Here is a 23766-nt window from a genome sequence, read left to right as displayed (position 1 = left end):
GGAGAACCCCATTCCCTCGCAAGCGTGAGGACAAGTCGATAAACATGCTTTGCGCCCCCAAAGCCGTACATCACCCCCAGACGGGCCGCCGAACCCAGGCGCCGCAAGAGGCGAAGCGTTACGGCAGGCGTCCGTACGCACCCGAACTTTCACGTCCCGGACACCCTCGCTCCGGCCCCCTCTTCCTTTCTTCGAACAACTGTACGAACATAGAATCATGGCCACCACCGCCCGGCACACCGCCACCCCGGCTCTCGCCCACGCGCTGTCCGCCGCCGAGCGCGGGCTCCCCGTCATCCCCCTGTCCCCCACCAAGCTCCCCGCGCTGCCCTCACCGCACCGGGGCGAGCCCGAGCCGGGCCTCTGCCGCGGCGAGTGCGGGCGCCCGGGCCACGGCGTGCACGACGCGACCACCGACCCCGCCGCCGTACGGGCCCTGTTCGCGGCGGCGCCGTGGGCCACGGGGTACGGCATCGCGTGCGGCCGGGCCCCGCACCACCTGATCGGCATCGACCTGGACGTCACGCCGGTGGGGGCCGTATCTCCGGGTACGGCCCTGTCTCCCGGTACGGCCCCATCTCCCGGCACGGCCCCGTCTCCCGGTACGGCCTCCGGAACGCCTCCGTACATCGAAGCCACCCCGGCCTCGGTGGCCGCGCTCCAACAGATCGCCCTCCAGCACCTGTTCACGCTCCCGGAGACGGTCACGGTGCTGACCCCCAGCGGGGGCCGCCACATCTGGCTGTCGGGCCCGCCGGACGTCACCGTCCCCAACTCCGCAGGACGCCTCGCCCCCGGCATCGACGTACGGGGAGCCGGCGGCTACCTCATGGGCCCCGGCTCGGTCAGCGCCCGGGGCGCGTACCGGCTGGTCCCCGGTTCGGCCGGCCTCTCACCCGCGCCGTGCCCGCGCGCCCTGCTGCGCCTGCTCACGCCGCCGACGCCGCCCCGCCCGCACCGGGCGGAGACGTACCGGACCGGTCATCGTTCAGGCGACCCGGACCAGACGGCCGACCGCCGTTCCCCCGCCACCGACCGGCCGGCCCAGGGCCACGGGCTGGTGCAGTTCGTCCTGGCGGCGCACGAGGGCCAGCGCAACACCCGCCTGTTCTGGGCCGCGTGCCGGGCGTACGAACACGGCTTCGGGGAGGCGCTGGCGGAGACACTGATCGAGGCGGCGGTACGTACCGGCCTGATGGAACAGGAAGCGCGCGCGACGGTGGCCTCGGCCGCCCGCCTCAGCTCTCCTCGACGAGGTGCTTGACGGTCCCGAGATAGCGGCGGACCGCCGCCCCGTAAAAAGTCGAGACCACCCCCGCCGGCACGGTGAACCGAAGCGCCTTCTTCACGGCGGCCTTGTCGAAGCTGAGTTCGTACACAAACCTGACGACGTCGACCGAAAGCACCTCCACGGCCCGGACGTTGAAGATGTGCGCGTCGTATTCGGGAGGGGTACGGGTGACAAGCCGCCGGCCCGGTTCCAGCTCGACCACCTCGGTGAGCACCGAGAGGGAGAAGAAGCCCAACAGCCTTGCTTCCTGGACCAGTTGGGTACCGATCATCAACGGTCCGCGCAGCTCCACCCGCCTGATCTCGGGCCGCCACTGCCGGTCGTTGCGAAAGTCGCTCACGAACTGGAAGACGCGCTCCTGTGACGCGTCAATCGTTATGGACTGCGCGATGCGCACATAATCTGTCATCGAATTTCCCTCAGAGCCAAGCTGAAAAGATCAGGCACCACCCCGCCCACGGCACACGCCCCCACTCACCATGCTCACGCCGCGGGAACACACCGGCAACTCGCGGGGGTGCACCCAGCACCACCTCCGAGCCGGGCCGTACGCCCAGTGTGCGCGGCTCTCCCCATCCGTAGCGTCATGGACATGGTGCAGGGAGCGCCGTGGGAGAAGGGGCGACGGACATGTTCCAGCGGACGAGCGGGACCGGAACCACCAAGAGTGGCGAGGGGCTGCGGGGACGTGGCCTCCCGCTCTTCTTCACGGTCACCTTCACCACGACCTGGGCCTTCTGGCTGCTCGCGATCGCGCTCGGCGGATCACCGACCAGCTCCCCCACCGCCGTTCCGTACCTGCTCGGCGGCTTCGGCCCGGTGTTCGGCGCGCTCGCGGTCCGGGCGCGGCGGGCCCGCCGCCGGGAGCCCGTGCCCGCGCGTGCGGTGCCGTACCGGCAGGGGGTACGGGTGTTCCTGGCGCTGCCCCTGCTGGTGCTGGCGTCGGCGAGCGTCGTGGTGGGCGCGCTGCTCGCGGACCTGGTGGGCGGTCCCGGGGTGAGCCTGACCGAGGGCAGGGAGCTGATCTCGACGGTGGGCGGAGTGGTTCCGTTCTTCGTCAGCATGCTGATCGCGGGGCCGCTGGCCGAGGAGCCGGGCTGGCGCGGTACGGCGTACCCGCGGCTGCGCGCGTCGATGAGCCGGGTCCGGGCCGGTGTTCTGCTGGGCGCGGTGTGGGCGGTGTGGCACCTGCCGCTGTTCTTCGTCGACGGCACGGTGCAGGCCGAGTTGGGGCTCTTCAGCTGGAGCGGCCTGATGTTCTCGCTGAGCGTCGTCCCGGTGGCGCTGCTGACCGGTTACGCGTACGAACGTGCCGGAGTCGTCGCGTCCGTCGCGGTCCACCTCGGGTTCAACGCGACGATGGCGGTGCTGACGGTCGAGTCACCGGTGACGCAGGCGCTGGTCCTGGCGGTGCAGCTCGTCCTGGCTGCGACGCTGCTGGGGACGAGCCGGGGGCGCGAGGCGGTCCGGTCGGACCGACCGGTGCGGGTCGAGGCCGTACCCGTACCCGCACCCGCACCCACTCGCTGATTCGTCCCTCACGGGTGGGTCGTCACGACGTCACGGCCCCCGAACGGAACGCCTCCGCGGCCCGGTCTGCCTGTTGGGAGACCGCGGCCGCGGCGCGCGTCGCCCGCCCGGAAAGGCGCCAGGCGACCATGCGCAGCCCCACGGCGGGGCTCGGCGGGAACACACCGAGCTGACCGAGCATGGTGACGTCGTCCCGTACGGCCTCGTGGCTGACGACCTTGCCGTCACGGACGCCGAGCACGTGCACCTGCTCGAAATCGATCTGCCGCCCGGTGGGAGGGACGGCCTGGTCGAGCGCGCCGTCCCGGAACCGTACGAACGGACCTGTGTGGCGCCCCTGCATGCGCAGCCTGACCCACACCTGGCCGTCGCTCTCGGCGACCCCCAGGACGGGGAAGCGCAGCTCGCTGAACGCGAAGCGCATCCAGGCACTCGACGCGAGGGTCCCCGCCGGGCCGGGGATCGCGCAGGCGGAGGGGGCGACGGCCGCCTCGCGGTTGTAGTTGTCGTCGGCGACGACGGAGGCGGCCAGGGACGGGTCCCCGGTCTCCAGGATCCGGAAGAGCCCGTGGGCCAGTTCGTCGGCGTTCATCCGAGGTGCCACCTGTCTCTTGCTGTTTGCTCGATAGGCCTAAATTCAGGTTACAAGCCATCTAATGAATAGGCCAGCGATAGCATGACGTCATGACCGACAAGCGCCTGTACAGCTCCCCGCTCCGGAAGAAAGCCGCGGCCGAGACGCGCGAGCGAATCCTCCGGCAGGCGGTGGAACTGTTCGCTCAGCGGGGGTACGGACGCGTCACCGTCGCCGACATCGCCCAGGCGGCCGGCGTCGCCTCCAAGACCGTCTTCGCGAGCGTCGGGAGCAAGTCGAGCGCCCTGGACCAGATCGTGGACAAGGCGGTCACGGACTCCGGCTACGAGGCGACCGTGGCGCACCTCCTCGCGGCGACGACCCCGGAGGCCGTACTGAAGGCACTGGCCCACGGGACCCGTACCGGCAACGAGGGCCAGTTCGAGGTCCTGGAGGCCGTCAGAGGCGCGCTCCCGGTCCACGAGGACAGCGAGGCCCTCTGGGCACGGGCCACCGCCGCCTACCGCCAGGCGCTCGACGAGGCGGCCCAGCACCTGCGCGAGCTGTCCCCCGCCGTCCGGGACACACCGCGCGAGGAGATCGCGGACATGTTGTGGTTCTGGTTCGGCCCGACGAGCTGGCGCACCCTGGTCACCGAGTCCGGCTGGTCCTGGTCCCGGGCGGAGGGCTTCCTGTACCGCACTGCCGGAACCACACTCGGGGTCCTCCCGGCTGAGGACGGAATGAGGACGGATGAGGACTGCTAACGCGCGGCGAGCCGCTCCAGCAGGGCGGCGCTCCGCGCCAGCAACACCCGCTCCTCATCGGTGAGTTCGGACTCGATGGCCTGCGCGAGCCAGCCGGCCCTGCGGCCACGCTCCGCCTCCAGGGCGGCGCGGCCCGCGTCCGACAGCTCGACCAGCGACTTGCGGCCGTCCGTGGGGTGAGCACGGCGCGTGATCAGGTGCTGGTCCATGAGCAGTCCCACCGCCCGGGCCATCGACTGGGGGCGTACGCGCTGATCGGCGGCGAGATCGCTGGTGGTCATGGCGCCACTGCGGTCGAGCGCGCCGAGCACGGCGACCTGGCCGAGCGGGATGTGGTCCTCGTGTTTGACGCGCCGGGTCAACTTGCCCATCGCGGTGCGCAGTTCGGCGGCGATGGCGGCGGCGTCCGAGGTGGGCATAGGGCACTTTACCGCGTTCACCAGCATTGCTGCGCACCTGACCTGCACAGTAACACTACACAGCGGCGCTGAACAGCCACACTGAACAGCTGAACTGAGCAGCAGAACTGACCAGCATTGCTGTACGGTTTCTGTCGTCGGGCCCAGCGCCAGCGTCGTCGCAGCCGGGGCCACGGCACACACGACAACGGGAAGGGACTCCCATGTCCGCGAAGGCAGCCGCCACCGTCAACGCCGCCACCGGAACCGTCGGCACCCCCATCCACACCGTCACCGCCCGCCGGATCATCGACAGCCGGGGCAACCCCACGGTCGAGGTCGACGTCGTCCTGGCGGACGGTTCCCCGGGACGCGCGGCTGTCCCCTCCGGCACCTCCACCGGCGCCCGGGAGGCCGTGGAACTGCGCGACGGAGACCCCGCGCGCTGGCACGGCAAGGGCGTCGACCGCGCGGTGGCCCACGTCAACGGGGAGATCGCGGCGGCCGTACGCGGCCGGGAGGCGGCGGACCAGGCGGGTCTCGACGCCGCGCTGATCGCCCTCGACGGCACCGCCACGAAGTCCCGGCTCGGCGCCAACGCGATCCTCGGCGTCTCCCTCGCCACCGCCAAGGCCGCCGCGGCGGCCCACCGCCAACCCCTCTACCGCTACCTCGGCGGCGCCGGCGCCCATCTCCTGCCGCTGCCGATGATGAACATCGTCAACGGCGGCGCCCACGCCGACAATCCGCTGGATTTCCAGGAGTTCATGATCGTGCCCGTGGGCGCGGACACCTTCGCCGAAGCCGTCCGCATGGGCAGCGAGGTCTTCCACACCCTGCGCCGCGACCTGCTGGCCGCCGGGCACTCCACGGGCGTCGGCGACGAGGGCGGCTTCGCGCCCGCCCTCCGTACCGCCGAAGAGGCACTCGACTTCGTGACGGCCGCCGTCGAGCGCGCCGGCTACCGCCCCGGCACGGACATCGGCCTGGTCATGGACCCGGCGTCGTCGGAGTTCTTCCACGACGGGGTGTACGACTACGCGGGCGAGGGGGTGCGCCGTACCCCCTCCGAGAACGCCGACTACCTGGCCGGGCTGATCGACGCCTACCCGGTCGTCTCCATCGAGGACCCGATGGCGGAGGACGACCTGGACGGCTGGCGGGAGTTGACCGCCCGCGTCGGCGACCGCTGCCAGCTCACCGGCGACGACGTGTTCTGCACCGACGAGACGCTGCTGCGCGAGGGCATCCGTACCGGTGTCGGCAACTCGGTCCTGGTCAAGGTCAATCAGGTCGGGACCCTGACCGAGGCGCTGGCGACGGTGGCCACGGCCCACCGGGCGGGGTGGACGGCTGTCATGTCGCACCGCTCGGGCGAGACGGAGGACACCACCATCGCGGATCTGGCGGTGGCGACGGGTTGCGGTCAGATCAAGACCGGCTCGCTCTCCCGCTCCGACCGTACGGCGAAGTACAACCAACTGATCCGTATCGAGGAGGAGTTGGGCGACGCGGCACGCTTCGCGGGCGGCTCCGCGCTGCGTAGGGCGTGACGGCGGCTCGTGTGTGACCTGCTGTGACCTGCTGTGACCTGCTTCTGTCACAGATCGCCGACAGCGCAACCGAGGGGGCCGGTCCGCCGGTCTTGCCGGGCGAACCGCTCACCGTTGCCCGCTGTTGCCGCCGCACCTGCCGAGGAGACACCACCATGTCCGAGACCTCAACTTCCCTGATCCGGCGCCTTCGTGGCCGGGCCATGGGACTCGCCGTCGCCGGTACGGTCCTCGTCCTCGCCGCTCCCGCCTCGGTGACGGCCGCCGCCGCTCCCGACCCGGTCTCGGTCCTCTCGTACACCGCCAAGGAGCGCAAGGCGGCCCTCAGTTACTGGACGGCCGCCCGCATCAAGGCCGTCGGGAAGTCCGTGGACCTCGGCCCGACCGGGCCGAAGGCCAAGCTGTACAAGGGCGTTGCCCTGAAGACGGTGGGCCGGCTCTTCTTCGTCAACGCGAACGGCGCCGACACGTGGTGCACGGCCACCGCCGTGAAGAGCGCGAACCGCTCGGCCGTGATGACCGCGGCCCACTGCGTGCGCCGGGGCTCCTCGCCCGGCAACACCAACACGGAGATGGTCTTCGTCCCCGGCTACCACAAGGGCAAGAGGCCGTACGGCACGTTCGCGGTCCGCAGCGCCGCGACCCCGCGTACGTGGGTGTACGACTCCACGGACGACCTGTCCGCCCTCGTCGTGGACGCCGACAAGAACGGCCGCAAGCTCACCGACGTCGTGGGCGGCCAGGCCATCGCCTTCAACCGCCCGGTCGGCGGCACCATTTCCGCCCTTGGCTACTCGGCGACCCGCCCGCAGCTCGGCGAGGAACTCCTCCGGTGCGTCGGCACGGCGAAGAAGGCCGACGGCACGCAGGCCATCCCGTGCGACATGACGGGCGGCTCCAGCGGCGGCCCCTGGCTGGCCGGCTTCAGCACCACCACGGGCAAGGGCACCCTGATCTCGGTCAACGCCTCGCTGGACTCACTGACCCCGACCAAGATGTACGGGGAGATCTTCGGAGCCACAGCCAAGAAGGTCTACGACCGCGCCCAAAAGGCCTGACAAACCAACCCCGCGCACACAGAAAGAAGGGGTGCCTCCACAACGGAGGCACCCCTTCCACACTGCGGAGAAGACGACTACGGGCTACGGGCTACGGGGCGAGAGTCTCCCCGAAACGGGCGTCAGGAACGGGCGCGCTGAGCGTGGCACCGTTGAAGGACCACGACCCGGCCCCGGCGGGGCCGTTGTCCGTACCGGGGAAGACCCAGGCGGCGCCGTCGTCCGTGTCCTCGCCGGGCGCGGAGGCGACCAGCTCGGCCTTGCCGTCGCGGTTGGCGTCGATGAGCCGGAGGGCGCCGCCGAACCGGTCGTTGTCCTCGTTGTCACCGGGGACGGACGGCGTGCTCTGGCTGAAACTGGCCAGGCCTCTCGGGGTGAGCCCGTTGGCCGTACCGCGCATCACCCACACGGTGCCGGGATCGGTGAGGCTGTTGATGTCGTTGGCGGGGGCGCTGATCGCGGCGTCGGCGTAGCCGTCACCGTTGACATCCCCCACGGTGACGGCACCACCGAACCGATCACCGATCGTGTCCTCGCCGGAGGCGCCGACGGTGGTCTGGGTCCAGTGCTGGAATGCGTGCTCACGGGTGTTCGGCCCAGTGGGCCCGCCGAAGAAGACGTCGACCGTACCGCCGTCGAGCAGCGATTCGCTGAGGTCGTCGCTGTCGGCGGGAGAGCCGGAGTTCGGCACCGCCGAGGACGGCCGACTCTTCCGCGCCGCTCGCGGCGGCGGCCTCCTGAGTAAGGAGTACAGCGGCATCTGGAAGGCTGCTCGCCGCGTCGTTCTCACCCCACACGATTTCAAGACCCTCTTGCCGAGGTGCCGTACGGACTCCGGGCCGCTGAAGCCTCCTTGTGGTTGGAGTCCGGCGTCTCCCCGGCTGAGGTCGCCCGGCGCGTCGGCCACAGCATCGCCGTGCTATTCCGCTTCTACGCCAAGGCGATCCATCGCAGCCAGCAGCACGCCAATCAGCAAATCGAGCATGCACTCAAAGCCGCGCGACAGGTCAGCCGCTGATAGGTGCCACCGCCCAAGGTGGAGTGTTCATGGGGCACCCCACCAGCACTGGCTCTCGTCGCCACACTGGGGGGCGGTGGCCAAACGTCTCTACCCGCGAAGGGCCGTGATGATCGCAGCTACGGCGCCAACCAGTGCTGAAGCTGCCGTCATGAGAGCGGCCCAGGTGGCTCCCCCTGAGGAAACCCCACCTTCCCGCTCGGCGGGCTTCTCCGGATTCATCTGACGTGTTCTCCGATCACTCAAGTGAGACGTTCCTGTGCCGATCACAAACGCAGTGCCTGACCCGAGGTCAGCGCGGCTGCTCCGGCACCCATCAGAGAACCTGTCCACCTTCAACGTCGCTATCAGGATGGCAAGTTCCGGCAAACACCGGACAGCTATCAGGGCACTGACCTAGTGTTTCGACCGATCAGCCAGACAGTCTCGGACGCTACCGGACACACCCGGACGCAGCTGGACGACGAAGGAGCACCACTGTGACCCTCGCATCGCGCCTACAAGATCTGCGAAATAGAGCCGGTAATCCCACGTACCGGCAGATTGAGCGACTAATCGCCAGGCAGGCACATGACAACCCTATGGCGAGATCGACAATCCAGGAAAAGATCACGGGGAAATCGCATCCGAACCTCGCGCAAATCTTTAGCATGGTCGAAGCCATCGCAGAGCATGCAAGGCTAATCGAGTCACCACTAACCCCTCAGGAAGTAGATAAATCTCGCTGGAGAGATCTATACACGAGCTCACTCCGGGCGAAGGAACTCAGAATCCCACAGTCACCCCAGCGCAATAGTAAGCCCGAAGATATAGAGCCGTGGAACCTGGAGCCTCTGCGTCAAGCGCATATGCACGACTTAGTGGACCTCGTAACCAAATCGATCGACCGCCCAGTCTCGACATGGCTACCAGAGGTCATTGAGGCGCTCCTACTGTCAGAAATGTCTTGCACAGAGCTCTTGCGTAGGGCCGCGCAGGAGAGCCCGCAGGAGATAGTGCAAATAATTGCTGCGTTCGACAAATCCTTCCCAGTCGAGGAGCTAAACCCGTGGGATCCTTCCCCGGACCCTTGGGCTACTTCGGATCGAGATCGAGTCATCGGCGGCTACTTGGCCCAGGTAGCGCGAAAGCATGGGGCCTTCTCTTCGCCCGCCATCATCGTCGGCCTGAGACGGGTGGGGCTACCAGAGCTAGTCAACGCCTACTTGTCTTCCCTATCCAAGGTGCAACCCGCACCGAATATTGTCCGAATCGTGAATCACCTTCGCTTCACCACGCTTTCGGGTGACGCCGACGCTCTTCTGGCTCAGATCGGAGAGAAACGCAACTCGGAGCAAGTAATCGAGTTCGCTCAGTACATCGGAGCTCACGGACAGCCCGGCGACAGAACCAAAATCATGAAAGGCGCCGGCAGGAGCTGGTACCAACTCGACAGCGTCTCATTCGAAGCAAAGAAGAGCAACGTCGATGACGATTTCATCAAGGAGGCCATCTGGGGGATCCCCTACGGGAAGCACGCCGATTTTTCAGATGAGTTGACTAAGGCCGGAAACCCCAAGCTCGCAGACCGAGTACGTCGCGCGGAGAACGAACCTCCTTTCTAGCAAGACCGGGGGATTCACGACAGAGCGCCTTGCTTTACTGAATCCCTGCCACACGCCCTACATATTTCGCCGTAGGGTGTCTGTCTGTTTTGCAAAACAGCCCCCATCCAGGGCCGTTGGCCTGCATTCTGCATCCATGGACGAAGGACTTGTAGCACTGATCTCCGCAGGTGGGGCTCATAGGTGGAATCAGTGGAGCCGCCATCGGGGGCCGGGCTGCTGTAAGAGGCACACGCCTCGGGGCAGAGACGGCTGCACGGGCCACCGCCAGGCAAGTGCACGATCAAGGAACGATCAATCACGAGCATTGGCTCCGCGGGCAACGTCGGGAGTCCTGCCGTGCCTTACTCGCCGCGTACGACAGGTACGCGATCGCTGCGTCAGACATCAGCCGGGCGCTTGAGGCCCAGAGCCAACCATCACGTGAGATGTGGTCAATGATCGGGCAAGCCGTCTCCGACATCAGGAACAGCTACTTCCAAGTCCGTCTGTTGGTCTCCGAGAACCTCCTTCAGCCCACCCGTAATCTCCGGCTTCACGTGGAGGACCACAAGAAGTGCTTGGACAGCCGAGCGACCGGCGCTCAGCTGACCATCCATGTGCGGCAAGCCCCGGCGATTCCTCCTCCCCAGAGAAACGCAGGTCAGCGACGCTGGGAGCGATGGACCGTGGTCCATGTCTGGTCCACAAGCAGTGATCCAACGCGGTACAGGGGCGGCTCAGGGTGAGACAGGGATCACGACGAAGGGGTGTCCCGGATCCGGGACACCCTTCTGATCAGCACGTTCTCTGACCTGGTGCGGTGGGTGTGGGATTTGAACCCACGGTGACATCGCTGCCACGACGGTTTTCAAGACCGCTCGCTTCTCTGTCACGAGACCACCCCTGGCCAGCGCCTTTACCACTCGCCCGCGTCTGGCGTGGCCTCCCTAGGCCGCAGGATGGCCACGGCTTCCAGAACCGGGGCTGCTTCGGCTCACGCACGGGCCGCCGGCTGGCGCAGGGTGATTGGCGCCGACCGGCTGTTGGTAGTGACTGCCGTTGTGGCTCTGCTGCGACAAGGTCAGAAGCGACCGCCCTTGGACCTTGCGAGCCCGAATGGTGGACGCCATCCGCGGCGCCGGCTTGCCCTCCTGCGCTGCCTTAGGGGCAGTTGGAGGGGCCACGGGCTCACTACAACCTCTGGGGCGACGGTGTCTTCAAAAGTCACCTCGCCGGAATCGAAGTGCGCGTCAGTGAACGTTACTCGCCCAGCATCAAACAACGCATCATCAAAAACGATGGAAGTGCCGGTTTGGCGAATGCTATCGAGGCCCACGTGCGACCCAGAAAAATGTGCACCCATGAAGCTCAGCATGCCTGCATCAAGTTCGGCCGCGGCGAAGTCGACGCGGCCACCGAGAAATTTTGCCCCTACCCAGACTGGCCCACCGAAGCTTAGACTAGCCCTGCCGAGCCTGCTTGCGCTGAAGGTAGTTACACTTCCCGGGTGAAATACGGAATCGCCAAACTCCAGACCCCCTGAGGCGATCTCGGCGAAAATGAAGCTCACACTGGATCCGGCCCTGAACTGTGCTCCGATAAAATGCACTATGCCTCCATCAAATAGTGCTGGATCACTTTCTCCATCTCCGAAATCAACGTGGACATCTTCAAGTATCGCGCGATCGAACAGAGTCTTTCCGGAGCTAAAGCGGCATCCAGAGAAGCTTATGTAGCAGTTTATGAAGTGCGATCCTGCGAAGGATCCCCCATCGAAGACGGCTCCACTGAAGTCCAGGTCGTAGCCACACCAAGAGCTCTCCGCCGTAGGCTCCTGTAGGTGCTCCGTGATTACCTTCATGATTGTGTGACGCACTTCCCGCTCCCCGTTGGGTGGAGCGGAGGGGTTATACGGCATCCGCAAGTACCCACATAGAAGTCTGCATATAGTCTCTCGCTGGGAACCGTCTTCGTCTGCGAGCCGTGACAGCGCATAGACGCCAGCCAAGCGTACGGAAGAACTCTCATTCCCGAGCTGCTCGGCTGCGTTCTGGTACCTGGTTCCGAGACTATCGGCATCAGCCCTGCGGCTAGCGGCTTCTTCGATCTTCTGTTTTCTATAGGCGTACACAATGGCGAAAACTCCAGCGAGAAGCCCGGCTCCCATGACAGTGCTTCTGGTGAGATCGAAAAGCCTATCCGGCGGTAGGGACGAATTCTTATCGGGCCACAGTCCGACGTCAGCGCCTGTTAGATGAGCCATCCCGGCGAAGATGAGCCAAGCGCAAGAGGAAGCCGCCAAGAAAGCGAATGCCAACGCGAGAGGGAAATTCGGCATTCGTGGCGTGTGCCGCCCTGCATCTCCGCTGCGTTTCGCGCGCGCCGTCCGATTATTCGTGAGAAACGGTTTTATCTTTCTGAGGAACAAACGCATGAAGGGTGAGTCTACGGTCGGGCCAAGGTCGGTGCGGAGGGTTTCGCCAAATTCGATCCTGTCGTTTACGCCAGCCCTCGGAGAGATGTGGTGCAGTGGGGTCGCAGTCCCGAAGGAGACAAACAAGCACGTCGCAACACCTTCCGCAGCGCTTCGGCGCTTCGGCCGGTTGCCTCCCCTGGCCATCTCGTACGGCCAGGGCCGAGGGGAGCCGGAACCTTGCCCGCTTCAACGGCGCGCGGCCCCGGTGCTGACACACCGGGGCCGCTGTTTCGGGCCGTTCCCACTTGATGAGGAGCACGACCCATGGATCACATCGTTACTGTTCAGGACGCCGTTACGGCGTTCGAGCCCTGGCTTGAGCCGACGGATTCCGAACTGGCCGCGATCGAGATCGAGATGCCGCTCATCCGGGCGGATGCCGAACTGCTCGACGCGCAGATCATGACCCTGGACCGGCCGACCAACGAGCTGGACACGCGCCGTGTCCGCCGGGCACGTCGGCGCGTACTGGCCGCCCGCCGGGAGCTGGCGAACCGGACCACCACGGTGACCACCTCCGGGGGTGCGGCGTGAGTGCCGACCTGAACAAGAGCCTGGCCGCCGCTCATGCGGAGGTGAAGGCGGAGATCGCACGGACCGACACGAAGACCTCGTTGCTGCTGGCGTTCATCGGCGCGCTGCTGGCGGGGATGTGGACGGTCGCCAAGGACGCGTCCATGCCGATCGCCGCGTACGTCGTCGGGGGCGCGGGTGTGGCCCTGCTGCTCGTACGACCTGCGCCACGCCTGCGTCTCCTTCTGGCTGCGATCGGGGGTGAGTCTCGCTGAGACCGCCCGTCGGGCCGGACAGAGCATCGCCGTTCTCCAGCGCTACTACGCAAAGGTGTTGGACGGCGAAGAAGAGCGGATGAACGACCTGATCGACCAGGGCTTTGCCGACCAGGCTAAGGACGAACAACCGGCTCCTTGACCCTGGCCGATCCTGGCCACAGGTTGGCCATACGCCCTGGTCAACACTGGGAAACCCGCGAGGCGGGGTGAGACAGGGTGAACGCAGAAGGGGTGTCCCTCAGTGAGGGGCACCCCTTCTGACCAGCGTCTACGCTGACCTGCGCGGTGGGTGTGGGATTTGAACCCACGGTGACATCGCTGCCACGACGGTTTTCAAGACCGTTCCCTTAGGCCGCTCGGGCAACCCACCTTTGCTCCGGGAGTGTTGCTCGGGAGCGGGGACAGCTTACCGGGCGGGGGGTGGGGTGGGGGGACCTAGTGGGGGTGGGGGTGAGGGGTGGGGGTGAGGGGTGGGGGTGAGGGGTGGGGGTGTTCGGGGGTCAGCTTTCGCCCTTGCGTTCGCCCAGGGTGACCTGGACCGTGGACTCCTTGCCGGCGCGCTTGTACGTCAGGGTGACCTTGTCGCCCGGCTTGTGGGTCCAGATCTCGCTGATCAGGGTCGGGCCGCTGTCGATCGGGGTGTCGTTGAACTTGGTGATGACGTCGCCCGCCTTCAGGCCCGCCTTCGCCGCCGGGCCGTCGGGGGTGACCGCCGGGGTGCCGCCCTGGCCGTCCGCCGAGATCGTGGCGCCGCTGCCGCCCTCCGTCATCGTGACCGTGGCGCCGATGACCGGGTAGACCGGGGTGCCGGTCTTGATGAGCTGCTCGGCGACGTTCTTCGCCTGGTTGATCGGGATGGCGAAACCGAGGCCGATGGAGCCCGCCTGGCCCTGGCCCGTACCGCCGCTGCCCGAGGGCTGGATCGCGGAGTTCATGCCGATGACCGCGCCGCCGGCGTCCAGCAGCGGGCCGCCGGAGTTGCCCGGGTTGATGGAGGCGTCGGTCTGGAGGGCGCTCATGTACGAGTTGCTGCTGCCGGTGCCGTCGCCCGAGGCGACCGGGCGGTTCTTGGCGCTGATGATGCCGGTCGTGACGGTGTTGGAGAGGCCGAACGGGGCGCCGATCGCGATCGTGGAGTCGCCTACGGCGACCGCGTCCGAGTCGGCGAGGGGGAGCGGGTTCAGGCCCGAGGGGGCGTTCTTGAGCTTCACCACGGCCACGTCGTAGCCCTCGGCGCGGCCGACGACCTCGGCGGTGTACTTCTTGCCGTTCGAGAACGTCGCCGTGAGGGCGCCGCCCTCGGCGGCGGACGCCACCACGTGGTTGTTGGTCAGGATGTGGCCCTGCTTGTCGTAGATGAAGCCGGTGCCCGTACCGCCCTCGCCGTCGCCGCCCTTGGCCTCGATGGTCACCACGCTCGGCAGCGACTTGCCGGCCACCGCCGCGACCGTGTCCGCCGCGCGGGCGAAGTCCTTCGGCGCGTCCGCGGCCGAGACGGTCGTCGAGCCGACCCCGTCGTCGTCGTTCTTCGCGATCTGGTAGCCGAGACCGCCCCCGAGGCCGCCCGCGACCAGCGCGACGACGGCCATGGCCGCGATGAACAGACCCAGGCGCTTGCCGCCGGGCCTGGACCGCGCGTGCTCCGGGCTGCCCCACTCGGGGCCGTCGCCGCCGCTTCCGTACGAGCCGCCGCTTCCGTAGGAGGGGAGCACCGGCGGGGGCGGCGGCCAGGAGGCGTCGACTACGGGCTGCGCCGACGTCGGGGCGTCGGACGGAATCCCGGCTCCGGGAGTCCCGGCCCCCGGAACCCCGGGAGCGCCCGCAGGCGCGTGGGCGGGGGGCGGGGTGTGCCCCGGCGGCGGGTAGTCGCCGGCCGGGGGAGGCGTCTGTCCCGGCTGCGGGTAGGCGTCGGCCGGAGCCGGTGTGGACGCGGGTGTGCCCTCAGGAGCGGCATCCGGCACGGGAGGTACGGACGGGGCGCCTGAGGCCCCAGTGCCCTCGTTCTCGGTGCTCACAGCTCGTTCTCCTCGGTTCCACGTCAGTCGTCGGCAAGGTCATCGGCAGGGTCGTCGGCAAGAATTCCGTACGGTTCGCACGCAAGTTTCTGCGGACAGTTTTGTCCACAGCACGTCAGGCCACTGTAAGCAGGAGCTGTGCGTCGTACCATCATTCTTCATTACGGACAAAACGCCTGCACCTCTGGCCGACCGGCCGCAGCCCCCCGGCCGTTCGCCCGCCTACCCCGGCACGATGGCACCATGACGCGGTGACTCAAGCCCGCCACCACAGTATTCAGGTCGTCGCACACCGCGGAGCCTCGGAGGACGCCCCCGAGCACACCCTCGCCGCGTACACCAAGGCCATCGAGGACGGCGCCGACGCCCTGGAGTGCGATGTACGGCTCACCGCCGACGGCCATCTCGTCTGTGTGCACGACCGTCGCGTGAACCGTACGTCCAACGGACGCGGCGCCGTCTCCGCCCTGGAGCTCGCCGACCTCGCCGCGCTCGACTTCGGCTCCTGGCGGGACAGCGAGGAGAGCCCGGACTGGCGGGACCGCGAGTTCACCTCCGTACTGACGCTGGAGCGGCTGCTCGAACTGGTGGCGGACGCCGGGCGCCCCGTCCAGCTGGCCATCGAGACGAAGCACCCCACCCGCTGGGCCGGTCAGGTGGAGGAGCGTCTGCTCGAACTGCTGCGGCGCTTCGGGCTGGACCGTCCCACCCCCGGTCGGGCCGGGGCCAAGGGTGGGACGGGATCGGTCGAGGGGGGATCGGCCGAGGTCGGATCGGCCGGGGAGACGTGGAACGGGGTGGAACTCCATGAGTCCGCCGTACGGATCATGAGCTTCTCCGCCCGCTCGCTCCACCGGATCGCCTCCGCCGCCCCCCAGCTGCCGACCGTCTACCTGATGCAGTTCGTCTCCCCCCGGCTGCGCGACGGGCGGCTGCCGGCCGGTTCGCGGATCGCGGGTCCCGGCATGCGGATCGTCCGCAACCACCCCGGTTACATCGCCCGCCTGCACAGAGCGGGCCACCGTGTCCACGTCTGGACGGTGAATGAGCCGGAAGACGTCGATCTGTGCGTACGCCTCGGAGTCGAGGCGATCATCACCAACCGCCCCAAACAGGTCCTGTCCCAGTTGGGCCGCCCTGTCTGAGATCTTCCGAGATCTCCAGGCGCGTTCCCCGCCCAGGGAGTGCACCGGCGCGCTCGAACTGTGTTCGAGAGTCATGAGTGCGTCAACGGCTCCCCTATGGCCGGTTTCCGGTCCAGGCCAATGGGGCATTCACATCGTGGCGTGGGGCTAAGGAGGTCTCGGGGGTGACGGTTTTGGTGGCACAAGAGGCGCCCACGTCGTCGAGCATGGCCGTACCCCACGGTCCTGCGGGCGTGGGGGCGGCGCGACGCCGGATGCGCGAGCAGTTGCGGCGCAACGGGATGTCGGACGCAGTGGTGGACGACGCGGTTCTGATCCTTTCCGAGCTGCTCAGCAACGCCTGCCGGCACGGCAGGCCGCTGGGGCGCTCGGACATCGGCGACGGGGACATCCGTGCGGCCTGGCACGTCGACAAGGCGGGCCGGCTGACGGTCGAGGTGACGGACGGGGGCGGTCCGACCCGTCCCGTCCCGTCGACACCGTCGGTGACGGCGCGCGGCGGGCGCGGGCTCAACATCATCAGTGCGCTGGCGCAGGACTGGGGTGTACGGGACAGCGCTTCCGGTGAGGTGACGGTGTGGGTGCTCGTCACCGAAGGACACCGCCGCGACGATTTCGCTACGCGCGTCACTGGCCCCGGTCTCGATGTCGGACTCGACGTCGGCGATCTGGGTTTCGTGGACGCTTTCGACGAGTTGGGCTGAGGCCCGGGCGTCCGGCCGACCGGGCCGGGGCCCGACCGGGCCGGGGCCCGGGTGGGGCGTGGCCCGGGTGGGGCGTGGCGGGAAGCGTGCGGTGGGCGCCGCGCCTGCCCGTACACCTGTACGGCGGACCCACTCCCCCGGCCGGTACGGCTAGGCTCGCGCCGACACCGCACCGCCGCTACCGGGAGAAAGCCACACCATGGCCAAGAAGCGCCCCCAGACCAAGGCCAACACGGCGCAGCTCAAGGACGGACCGGTCCCGGTGGTGGGGGCCCGCGAGCCCTGCCCGTGCGGTTCCGGCCGTCGCTACAAGGCCTGCCACGGCCGCTCCGCCGCGCACGCCGTGACCGAGCTGGTGCAGCGCCCCTTCGAGGGCCTCGCCGGTGAGTGCGACTGGGTCGCGCTGCGCGAGCTGGTGCCCGCCGCGACCGTCGAACTGACCCTGAGGGACGGGCTGCCCGACGGTGTCCCGTCCGTGACGCTCGCGACCGTCCTGCCGATGGCCTGGCCGGCGCTGCGCCGCGACGACGGTTCCGTCCTGCTCGCGCTCCAGAACGACACCTCGTCCGGCGACCTCAGCCGGGACCTCGCCGACACACTCCGGCGTGCGCTGACCGCCGAGCCCGGTACGCCCGTCGCCTCCGAGCGGGCGCCCGCCGACGGCCCGCGCCTCCAGGACCTCCTGGACCCCGAGGCGGACTTCCGCCCGGTGGTGCACCCCGGCTTCGAGTTCTGGGTGCCCGACGCGGAGAACTCCACCGCCGAGGTGACCGCTTCCTTGGAACGCGCCAACGAGGCCGCGATCCCGACCGTCCTGCTGGCGCACTCGGACGCCGCGTACTGGTGCGAGACGCCCACCAAGAACCACCTGCGCTGGGTCATGCCGTACCCCGAGGAGAAGCTGCTCGACGCGCTGGCCCGGCTGCACGCGGCCGGGACGTCGGGCCTCGGTGAGGGGACCCGGCTGGTCGGCTCCTTCCGGGCGCACGGGCTGACCGTGCCGGTCTGGGACCTGCCGAGCACGATGGGCGCGGAGGAGTGCGAGAAGCCGGCGACGGAGTTCGCGGAGCGGCTGACGGCGGCGCTCGCGGCCGACACGCCGCTGAGCGGGGACGAGCGCAGGGCGCGCGGCGGGCTCACCAACCGCCAGGTGACGCTCAGCTGACGGTGCCGGGGCGGCCGGCCCGGGAGCGACCCGTGGCGGCGATCGCGACAGTGGTACGGCGACACCGGTACGCCGACACCGGACGACACCATTCGCCGTCTCCGTACCACCGTCGCGGTGTTTTCCCCGGAGGCGGTGACACCTGTCACATCCTCCCTACCGGCAGGTAATTCATTGTCCGAATACACCGGATCGAATTTGCTAACCGCCGATCTCTTGTTACGGTTCTAGAAGCCCGGTCGCTGGTGCATCCCCCGTCGCCAGCGGCCGGGCGTTCGCGTGACCGGACCGGGTCCGTCGCTCAACGGCCCCCGGAGCCCGGGGAGTTGCTCCCCGACCGCAGCAACAGCGGTGCGTCGTCCGCGCTCTTCCCGTCCTCGGCGCCGTTCTCCCCCACAGCCGCGAACTCCGCCATCGCCAGGTACCGCGAAGCCCTTCCCAGCGACGGTTCACGAGGGGTTTCACAGGTGGCCGGCTCGTCCTCCGCCGCCACCGCGCAATGCGTCTGTACGGTCCGCGCGCCGGGACCCATCAGGCTCAGTACGGCGCTCAGTTCACGCCCCGTCGCGTTCCGGTAGTACGTACGCGCCCATGTGTCGCGCCCCCCGCTGAGGACACACGACTGGGCCTCGATCCCCTCGGGGGAGGCGACTTCGGGACCGCACCGCTCGGCCGTACGTACCGCTGCACCCCCTCCCGCGACCGGCCGGTCACCCGCCGCCGTAGACCCATCGATTCCGGTCAGATGTGAAGCCGGAAGCGGCAGCGGGAGGGGAACCGGGGGCACCGCCACCGGAAGAAGGGGACGCGGGAGGGGCGCCGGACCGGAAGCGGGTCCCGCGGAGGCGGCGAACGGCAGCAGTGCGGTGCACACCACAACAGCCGTGAGCCCGATCGCGCGCAGATTCATGGGGGCCACCTGCCGATGCGGGGAAATTGCTGACGGTCGGCCGAAAGATATCGGCGAAATGGGCCGTCCAGCCGCGCCGCGCGCCCAATTCCCCACTTCTCGGGCCGCCTCACACCCGTACGAGTGACAACAGAGGTGAGAGCGGCACGGCAGCGCCGTACCGCTCTCGGTTCTCACCTCTCAGCGCTCAGCGCTCACCTTTCAGCGCTCACCGCTCAGTACGCGAGCCGGCTCCCGCCGTCCGGTGCGCTCGTGCTCGCCTCGACCAGCGCGTCCACGACCGCCTCCACGTCCGGCAGCCACGGCGCCGCCGAGCCGGGCAGCGGGGCCCGCTCCCAGCGGACCTGTCCGCCGGCCGCCTCGGACGGGGGCAGCATGAGATAGCCGCCCGAGCCATGGAAGCGCAGCGAACTGGGCACCCAGTCCTTCGCGTAGAGCAGCTCGCCGAGCTGTTCGAGGGTGTACGGGGACACCAGCAGCGACCAGCGCGTGGGCGTCGCCACGACCGGGCCGAGGCGCATGCCCATCCGGTCGAGCTCCACCAGGGCGCGCGCACCGGCGACGGCCGGCAGGCTCACCGCGCACGGCGCGCTGTCGCCGGTCGCCAGCACGATCGGAGCCGTCGGGCGGTTGCCCCACCACCAGCGCACCATGCGCGCGTCGGTGGTGGCCGCCAGCAGTCCTGGATCGAAGGGGTGTGCGCCCGGTACGGCGCAATCGGGGTCGGGGCAGGCGCAGCCGTAACCGCGTGTCCCGCGTGCGCCGGACGCCGTCAGCCCGGCGCCCGGCAGGACGGGCCATCTCCACGCCGAGGCGTAGGTGAGCGCCGCGTCGAGCTGGGCAGGCCTCCCCTTACGCCGGAACCGGAGCCTGCGCCGCCTTCCGAGGATCTCGCGCATGAGCGCTCGTTCCTTTCCGTTGAACGCCGAGGTCCACATGACACTGACACCATGTGTGTGCATCATTTCGCTGTGCGTACATCCGCTGTGCGTACATCCGCTGTGCGTGCAATCGCTGTGCGTGCTGTGTGTGCATCCGCTGTCGCTGTGCGTTCGACGCTTCGCCGCGCTGTGCCGCGCCGCCCCCGGGGGCACGGACAGGCGTTCCAGGCCTGGCGGCGCATGACGGCGCCTCGGGGCCGGGCACGACCTGTCGGGCCGTCGGGCTGTCGGACTGTCCTCTTTGAGGTTGTGGCGAGGGGTGGCGTGCGCATTGCGCTTGCTCTCCCGCTGTACTCCGTACTTTCCTCGCCACTCCGAGGGGATGGGGTGCGCGGCCTACGGCGGATAAGACGCCCGGGCCTGCTGCCAGGTTCCGGGGCGGTCCCAACTGCCCCTGTCCGTCACCGTTTACGTACCCATCACGTTCGGAATGACGCTCCACCTGGACCGTAGGTGAACTCAGCCCCGGCAGACCCCCCAGGTTGAACTCACTCAGTCGATCGCAAAACCTGATCAGGGGGGTCATTTTTTCGCCAAGTTCAGGCTGCGCGAGTTAGCCGTCGCCTCACCAGGGCAATGCTGGACATTGCCCCAGTTGTAGGGGTAGATGTGAATCCATGGAGTGGATGCATGGATAGCCGCGCAGAATGACGTGGGGGTTTGCAATGCTGTTGCACGGTACGCGCGAAACGTACCGGTCGGTGAGCCGGTTGCCATGAGCGCTCCGAACCTTCCGAAAGTGGCTGGAATCGATCCACCAGCTTCCGCCCCCGCGCAGACTGCCGCGCCACTCGACGACCTGACACCCCCGCCGGGGCTGCTGCTCCAGGACCGGCTGGCCGGATGGGTGTCCGATCTCACCACCCTGCACGAGCTGATCGAGCGCCTGGCCGGCACCGGCTCCCTGGACGGCGCGCTGAACGAGATCCTGCGCGCGGGCGCCGCCCTCGTGGGCGCCCGGCGCGGTCTGGTCGTGTGCGAACCGGCCGACGGCCTCGGCCCCGTCACCACGCTCGGCCTGGGGCTGGCCCACGCCGAGCTGGGGCACCTGGAGACGGTGCCGCGCCGCGCCACGTCGTACGGACGCCTACTCGACTGTGCCGCCGGCCGCGCCGAACCCGTCGCCGTACCCGACCTGCTCGGTGATACGGAGCTGGATCCGCGCCAGCGGGAGGTGGCGGCGCGGCTGGGGTACGGGGCGAGTTACGCCGTACCGCTCGCGACAGCGGGCACGCCGGATCCGGACAGGGCGGACCTGGACACGCCGGACCTGGACACCCTGGACGTGAACACCCTGGACGTGAACACGCCGGGCATGAACACGCCGGCCCCGAAGAGGCTCGGCGCCGTCGTCTGGTTCTACGACGAACCCGCCGAACCGGTCGAACGGCAACGCCATCTGGTGGGCCTCTACGCCCGGTACGCGAGTGAGCACCTCGCTCTTCTCGTGGAGCTGGAACGCGCCCGCGCCCGTACGGCCACCCTCACCGAGGAACTGCTGCCCGGCCGGCTGCCCCGCATCCCCGGCGTCCGGCTCGCGGCGCGCCACCGCACGGGGCCGCAGGGCGGCGGTGACTGGTACGACGCCCTGGCCCTGCCCGAGGGCGCGGTGGGGCTGGCCGTCGGGTCGGTGAGCGGCTCCGGGCCGGGCGCGGTGGCCGCGATGGGGCGGCTGCGGGCCTCCCTGCGGGCGTACGCCGTGATGGAGGGCGAGGACCCCGTCGCCGTACTGTCCGATCTGGAACTGCTGTTGCGGCTCACCGAGCCGGCCCGTACCGCCACCGCGCTCTTCGCGTACGCCGAACCCGCCCGGGGCTCGGTCGTGCTCGCCGGGGCCGGGCACGCCCCGCCGCTGATCGTGGGGGCGGGGCGGACCGAGTTCGTCGAGACGTCCCTGTCCGCGCCGCTGGGGATGCTGGCGTGCTGGGAGGCGCCGAGCGTGGAGGTCTCTCCCGAGCCAGGAGAAACGGTGCTGCTGTACACCGACGGGCTGTTGCGGCGTACCGGCGAGCCCATGGACCGGGCCTTCGCGCGCCTGCACGCGGCGGCGGCGAGTGTGCCGGAGGCGGCGCGGGACGATCCGGGGGCGGTCGCGGACCACGTCCTGCGGGCGGTGCTGCCGGGGGAGGGTGCGGGGGTGGCGGCGGGGGTGACCGGCCGCGGCGGATCCGCCGACGACGTGGTGATGCTCGCGGTCCGTTTCGACTGATTGCTCACAAGCCCGTCACATCGACCTGGACCCTCTTTCCTTCGCACATACGATGGAAGGACGGTCCAGAGTCGTATGTCCAGAGCTGTATGAAGAGTCGTATCGAGTCGAGGAGAAGACGTGGCTGAGGAGCTCCCCCTGGAGACCCCGGAAGCGGAAGAGAAGCCGATCAAACAGCGGAAGAACGGTCTGTACTCCGGCGTGTCCGACGAGCTCGCGGAAAACATGAAGTCCGGCTGGGCCGACACCGAGCTGCACGGCCTGGAGCCGATCGCCCAGGCGTCGCACACGGCCGCGCGCCGCGCCGCGCTCTCCGCGCGCTTCCCCGGTGAGCGCCTGGTGATCCCGGCGGGCAACCTCAGGACGCGGTCGAACGACACCGAGTACCCCTTCCGCGCCGGCACCGAGTACACGTACCTCACCGGCGACCGGACGCACGACGGCGTCCTCGTCCTGGAACCGCGGAAGAACGGCGCCCAGGACGACGGCCACGACGCGGCTCTCTATCTGCTCCCGCGCTCCGACCGGGAGAACGGCGAGTTCTGGCTCGACGGCCAGGGCGAGTTGTGGGTCGGCCGCCGGCACTCGCTCGCCGAGTCGGAGCAGCTGCTGGGCCTGCCCGCCAAGGACGTGCGCGAGGTGGCCACCACCCTCGCGGAGGCCACCGGGCCCGTGCGGGTCGTGCGCGGTCACGACGCCTCGGTGGAGGCGGCGCTGACCGACAAGGTCACGGCGGAGCGCGACGAGGAGCTGCGTGTGTACCTCTCCGAGGCGCGCGCGGTGAAGGACGAGTTCGAGATCGGTGAGCTCCAGAAGGCCGTCGACTCGACCGTGCGCGGCTTCGAGGACGTCGTGAAGGTCCTCGACAAGGCCGAGGCGACGAGCGAGCGCTACCTGGAGGGAACGTTCTTCCTCCGCGCCCGCGTCGAGGGCAACGACATCGGCTACGGCTCGATCTGCGCCGCCGGACCGCATGCCACGACCCTGCACTGGGTGCGCAACGACGGAAACGTACGCTCCGGCGACCTGCTCCTGCTCGACGCCGGGGTGGAGACACACACGCTCTACACCGCCGACGTCACCCGCACGCTGCCGATCAACGGCCGCTACAGCGCGATCCAGCGGAAGATCTACGACGCGGTGTACGAGTCCCAGGAGGCCGGGATCGCGGCGGTCAGGCCGGGCGCCAAGTACCACGACTTCCACGACGCCTCGCAGCGTGTGCTCGCCGAGAAGCTCGTCGAGTGGGGGCTGCTGGAGGGGCCGGTCGAGAAGGTCCTGGAACTGGGGCTCCAGCGGCGCTGGACCCTGCACGGCACCGGCCACATGCTCGGCCTGGACGTCCACGACTGCGCCGCCGCGCGCCGGGAGGCATACGCCGACGGGACGCTGGAGCCGGGCATGTGCCTCACCGTCGAGCCGGGGCTGTACTTCCAGGCGGACGACACGACGGTGCCGGAGGAGTACCGCGGGATCGGGGTCAGGATCGAGGACGACCTCGTCGTGACGGAGGACGGGAACCGGAACCTGTCCGCGGGACTGCCGCGCCGGGCCGACGAGGTCGAGGCGTGGATGGCGGCGCTGAAGAACTAGGTACGCGCAGGTACGTACCGGTACCGGGAGGGCGTCCTGCCC

22 protein-coding genes and 2 tRNA genes are annotated in these 23766 nt (G+C 68.8%); 14 read left to right on the top strand and 10 right to left on the bottom strand.

Annotated elements, in window-relative coordinates; all coding sequences use genetic code 11:
- The first annotated feature begins 217 nt into the window (after window positions 1–217).
- Window positions 218–1264 carry a bifunctional DNA primase/polymerase gene (locus OG349_RS18695; RefSeq protein ID WP_327235699.1) on the top strand — a complete coding sequence of 349 codons (1047 nt, stop codon included), beginning with the start codon at window positions 218–220 and terminating at the stop codon, window positions 1262–1264.
- Here the strand turns inward: OG349_RS18695 and OG349_RS18690 are convergent.
- Window positions 1239–1700, bottom strand: coding sequence for an SRPBCC family protein (locus OG349_RS18690; protein ID WP_327235698.1), 462 nt, complete (start codon window positions 1698–1700; stop codon window positions 1239–1241). The two genes, OG349_RS18695 and OG349_RS18690, sit on opposite strands and share 26 nt — an antisense overlap.
- Before the next feature lie 221 nt (window positions 1701–1921).
- Here OG349_RS18690 and OG349_RS18685 point away from each other — a divergent pair, with 221 nt between their 5' ends.
- On the top strand, window positions 1922–2821 hold the full coding sequence (locus OG349_RS18685) for a CPBP family intramembrane glutamic endopeptidase (RefSeq protein WP_327235697.1): 900 nt from the start codon (window positions 1922–1924) through the stop codon (window positions 2819–2821).
- A 22-nt stretch (window positions 2822–2843) separates the two neighbouring features.
- On the opposite strand, the gene OG349_RS18680 is transcribed toward OG349_RS18685, so the two are convergent.
- Window positions 2844–3413 (bottom strand): ester cyclase, encoded by a 570-nt coding sequence (locus OG349_RS18680; protein WP_327235696.1) that lies wholly within the window; start codon window positions 3411–3413, stop codon window positions 2844–2846.
- A gap of 92 nt (window positions 3414–3505) precedes the next feature.
- Here OG349_RS18680 and OG349_RS18675 point away from each other — a divergent pair, with 92 nt between their 5' ends.
- On the top strand, window positions 3506–4162 hold the full coding sequence (locus OG349_RS18675; protein WP_327235695.1) for a TetR/AcrR family transcriptional regulator: 657 nt from the start codon (window positions 3506–3508) through the stop codon (window positions 4160–4162).
- Here the strand turns inward: OG349_RS18675 and OG349_RS18670 are convergent.
- Window positions 4159–4581 carry a MarR family winged helix-turn-helix transcriptional regulator gene (locus OG349_RS18670; protein WP_327235694.1) on the bottom strand — a complete coding sequence of 141 codons (423 nt, stop codon included), beginning with the start codon at window positions 4579–4581 and terminating at the stop codon, window positions 4159–4161. The two genes, OG349_RS18675 and OG349_RS18670, sit on opposite strands and share 4 nt — an antisense overlap.
- A 203-nt stretch (window positions 4582–4784) precedes the next feature.
- On the opposite strand from OG349_RS18670, the gene eno reads away from it, so the two are divergent.
- Window positions 4785–6113, top strand: a complete 1329-nt coding sequence (gene eno, locus OG349_RS18665) for a phosphopyruvate hydratase (protein WP_327235693.1) — start codon at window positions 4785–4787, stop codon at window positions 6111–6113.
- A gap of 155 nt (window positions 6114–6268) precedes the next feature.
- The gene (locus tag OG349_RS18660; RefSeq protein WP_327235692.1) at window positions 6269–7171 is read left to right on the top strand and encodes a trypsin-like serine peptidase; all 903 of its coding nucleotides are present in this window, start codon (window positions 6269–6271) and stop codon (window positions 7169–7171) included.
- 91 nt (window positions 7172–7262) lie between these two features.
- On the opposite strand, the gene OG349_RS18655 is transcribed toward OG349_RS18660, so the two are convergent.
- On the bottom strand, window positions 7263–7862 hold the full coding sequence (locus tag OG349_RS18655) for an FG-GAP repeat protein (RefSeq protein WP_327235691.1): 600 nt from the start codon (window positions 7860–7862) through the stop codon (window positions 7263–7265).
- 168 nt (window positions 7863–8030) lie between these two features.
- Between OG349_RS18655 and OG349_RS18650 the strand changes: the two genes are divergently transcribed.
- Window positions 8031–8189, top strand: a complete 159-nt coding sequence (locus OG349_RS18650) for a hypothetical protein (protein ID WP_327235690.1) — start codon at window positions 8031–8033, stop codon at window positions 8187–8189.
- A gap of 650 nt (window positions 8190–8839) precedes the next feature.
- The gene (locus OG349_RS18645; RefSeq protein ID WP_327235689.1) at window positions 8840–9793 is read left to right on the top strand and encodes a hypothetical protein; all 954 of its coding nucleotides are present in this window, start codon (window positions 8840–8842) and stop codon (window positions 9791–9793) included.
- A gap of 795 nt (window positions 9794–10588) precedes the next feature.
- On the opposite strand, the gene OG349_RS18640 is transcribed toward OG349_RS18645, so the two are convergent.
- A tRNA-Ser gene (locus tag OG349_RS18640) sits at window positions 10589–10679 on the bottom strand.
- A gap of 177 nt (window positions 10680–10856) precedes the next feature.
- Window positions 10857–11942 (bottom strand): hypothetical protein, encoded by a 1086-nt coding sequence (locus OG349_RS18635; protein WP_327235688.1) that lies wholly within the window; start codon window positions 11940–11942, stop codon window positions 10857–10859.
- Window positions 11943–12515: 573 nt separating this feature from the next.
- On the opposite strand from OG349_RS18635, the gene OG349_RS18630 reads away from it, so the two are divergent.
- Window positions 12516–12785, top strand: coding sequence for a DUF6284 family protein (locus OG349_RS18630; protein WP_327235687.1), 270 nt, complete (start codon window positions 12516–12518; stop codon window positions 12783–12785).
- Complete coding sequence (locus tag OG349_RS18625; RefSeq protein WP_442806271.1) at window positions 12782–13039, top strand: hypothetical protein; 258 nt, start codon at window positions 12782–12784, stop codon at window positions 13037–13039. Before OG349_RS18630 ends, OG349_RS18625 begins: the two co-directional genes overlap by 4 nt.
- A gap of 286 nt (window positions 13040–13325) precedes the next feature.
- Here OG349_RS18625 and OG349_RS18615 read toward each other — a convergent pair.
- Together OG349_RS18615 and OG349_RS18610 are read right to left on the bottom strand one after the other, a co-directional pair.
- Window positions 13326–13412: transfer RNA gene (locus tag OG349_RS18615), tRNA-Ser, on the bottom strand.
- Window positions 13413–13542: 130 nt separating this feature from the next.
- Window positions 13543–15057: a S1C family serine protease gene (locus OG349_RS18610; RefSeq protein ID WP_327235686.1), complete on the bottom strand. Its 1515-nt coding sequence runs from the start codon at window positions 15055–15057 to the stop codon at window positions 13543–13545.
- 251 nt (window positions 15058–15308) lie between these two features.
- Here OG349_RS18610 and OG349_RS18605 point away from each other — a divergent pair, with 251 nt between their 5' ends.
- The 3 genes from OG349_RS18605 (at window position 15309) to OG349_RS18595 (ending at window position 18071) form a co-directional block, all read left to right on the top strand.
- Window positions 15309–16202, top strand: coding sequence for a glycerophosphodiester phosphodiesterase family protein (locus tag OG349_RS18605; protein WP_327235685.1), 894 nt, complete (start codon window positions 15309–15311; stop codon window positions 16200–16202).
- 77 nt (window positions 16203–16279) lie between these two features.
- On the top strand, window positions 16280–16906 hold the full coding sequence (locus OG349_RS18600) for an ATP-binding protein (RefSeq protein ID WP_327235684.1): 627 nt from the start codon (window positions 16280–16282) through the stop codon (window positions 16904–16906).
- A 199-nt stretch (window positions 16907–17105) separates the two neighbouring features.
- The gene (locus OG349_RS18595; RefSeq protein ID WP_327235683.1) at window positions 17106–18071 is read left to right on the top strand and encodes a DUF5926 family protein; all 966 of its coding nucleotides are present in this window, start codon (window positions 17106–17108) and stop codon (window positions 18069–18071) included.
- Between the two features lie 301 nt (window positions 18072–18372).
- Here the strand turns inward: OG349_RS18595 and OG349_RS18590 are convergent, their stop codons facing one another.
- Both OG349_RS18590 and OG349_RS18585 read right to left on the bottom strand, forming a co-directional pair.
- Entirely contained in the window at window positions 18373–18981 is a 609-nt protein-coding gene (locus tag OG349_RS18590; RefSeq protein WP_327235682.1) for a hypothetical protein, read from the bottom strand.
- 215 nt (window positions 18982–19196) lie between these two features.
- Window positions 19197–19880: a bifunctional DNA primase/polymerase gene (locus OG349_RS18585; protein ID WP_327235681.1), complete on the bottom strand. Its 684-nt coding sequence runs from the start codon at window positions 19878–19880 to the stop codon at window positions 19197–19199.
- Between the two features lie 757 nt (window positions 19881–20637).
- On the opposite strand from OG349_RS18585, the gene OG349_RS18580 reads away from it, so the two are divergent.
- Both OG349_RS18580 and OG349_RS18575 read left to right on the top strand, forming a co-directional pair.
- A complete protein-coding gene (locus OG349_RS18580) occupies window positions 20638–22131 on the top strand; it encodes a PP2C family protein-serine/threonine phosphatase (protein WP_327235680.1) in 1494 nt (497 codons plus the stop codon).
- Window positions 22132–22251: 120 nt separating this feature from the next.
- A complete protein-coding gene (locus OG349_RS18575; protein WP_327235679.1) occupies window positions 22252–23724 on the top strand; it encodes an aminopeptidase P family protein in 1473 nt (490 codons plus the stop codon).
- Window positions 23725–23766: the final 42 nt, after the last annotated feature.

The sequence above is a fragment of the Streptomyces sp. NBC_01317 genome, assembly GCF_035961655.1.
Taxonomy (GTDB): Bacteria; Actinomycetota; Actinomycetes; order Streptomycetales; family Streptomycetaceae; genus Streptomyces.
This window is presented reverse-complemented; position numbering and strand designations above follow the sequence as displayed.

Coding starts and splice junctions, on each gene's coding strand:
- OG349_RS18690 (WP_327235698.1), bottom strand. CDS start 1,700: ATGACAGATTATGTGCGCATCGCGCAGTCCATAACGATTGACGCGTCA.
- OG349_RS18580 (WP_327235680.1), top strand. CDS start 20,638: ATGAGCGCTCCGAACCTTCCGAAAGTGGCTGGAATCGATCCACCAGCT.
- OG349_RS18695 (WP_327235699.1), top strand. CDS start 218: ATGGCCACCACCGCCCGGCACACCGCCACCCCGGCTCTCGCCCACGCG.
- OG349_RS18585 (WP_327235681.1), bottom strand. CDS start 19,880: ATGCGCGAGATCCTCGGAAGGCGGCGCAGGCTCCGGTTCCGGCGTAAG.
- eno (WP_327235693.1), top strand. CDS start 4,785: ATGTCCGCGAAGGCAGCCGCCACCGTCAACGCCGCCACCGGAACCGTC.
- OG349_RS18630 (WP_327235687.1), top strand. CDS start 12,516: ATGGATCACATCGTTACTGTTCAGGACGCCGTTACGGCGTTCGAGCCC.
- OG349_RS18595 (WP_327235683.1), top strand. CDS start 17,106: ATGGCCAAGAAGCGCCCCCAGACCAAGGCCAACACGGCGCAGCTCAAG.
- OG349_RS18660 (WP_327235692.1), top strand. CDS start 6,269: ATGTCCGAGACCTCAACTTCCCTGATCCGGCGCCTTCGTGGCCGGGCC.
- OG349_RS18635 (WP_327235688.1), bottom strand. CDS start 11,942: ATGGGAGCCGGGCTTCTCGCTGGAGTTTTCGCCATTGTGTACGCCTAT.
- OG349_RS18645 (WP_327235689.1), top strand. CDS start 8,840: ATGGTCGAAGCCATCGCAGAGCATGCAAGGCTAATCGAGTCACCACTA.
- OG349_RS18675 (WP_327235695.1), top strand. CDS start 3,506: ATGACCGACAAGCGCCTGTACAGCTCCCCGCTCCGGAAGAAAGCCGCG.
- OG349_RS18670 (WP_327235694.1), bottom strand. CDS start 4,581: ATGCCCACCTCGGACGCCGCCGCCATCGCCGCCGAACTGCGCACCGCG.
- OG349_RS18590 (WP_327235682.1), bottom strand. CDS start 18,981: ATGAATCTGCGCGCGATCGGGCTCACGGCTGTTGTGGTGTGCACCGCA.
- OG349_RS18685 (WP_327235697.1), top strand. CDS start 1,922: ATGTTCCAGCGGACGAGCGGGACCGGAACCACCAAGAGTGGCGAGGGG.
- OG349_RS18680 (WP_327235696.1), bottom strand. CDS start 3,413: ATGAACGCCGACGAACTGGCCCACGGGCTCTTCCGGATCCTGGAGACC.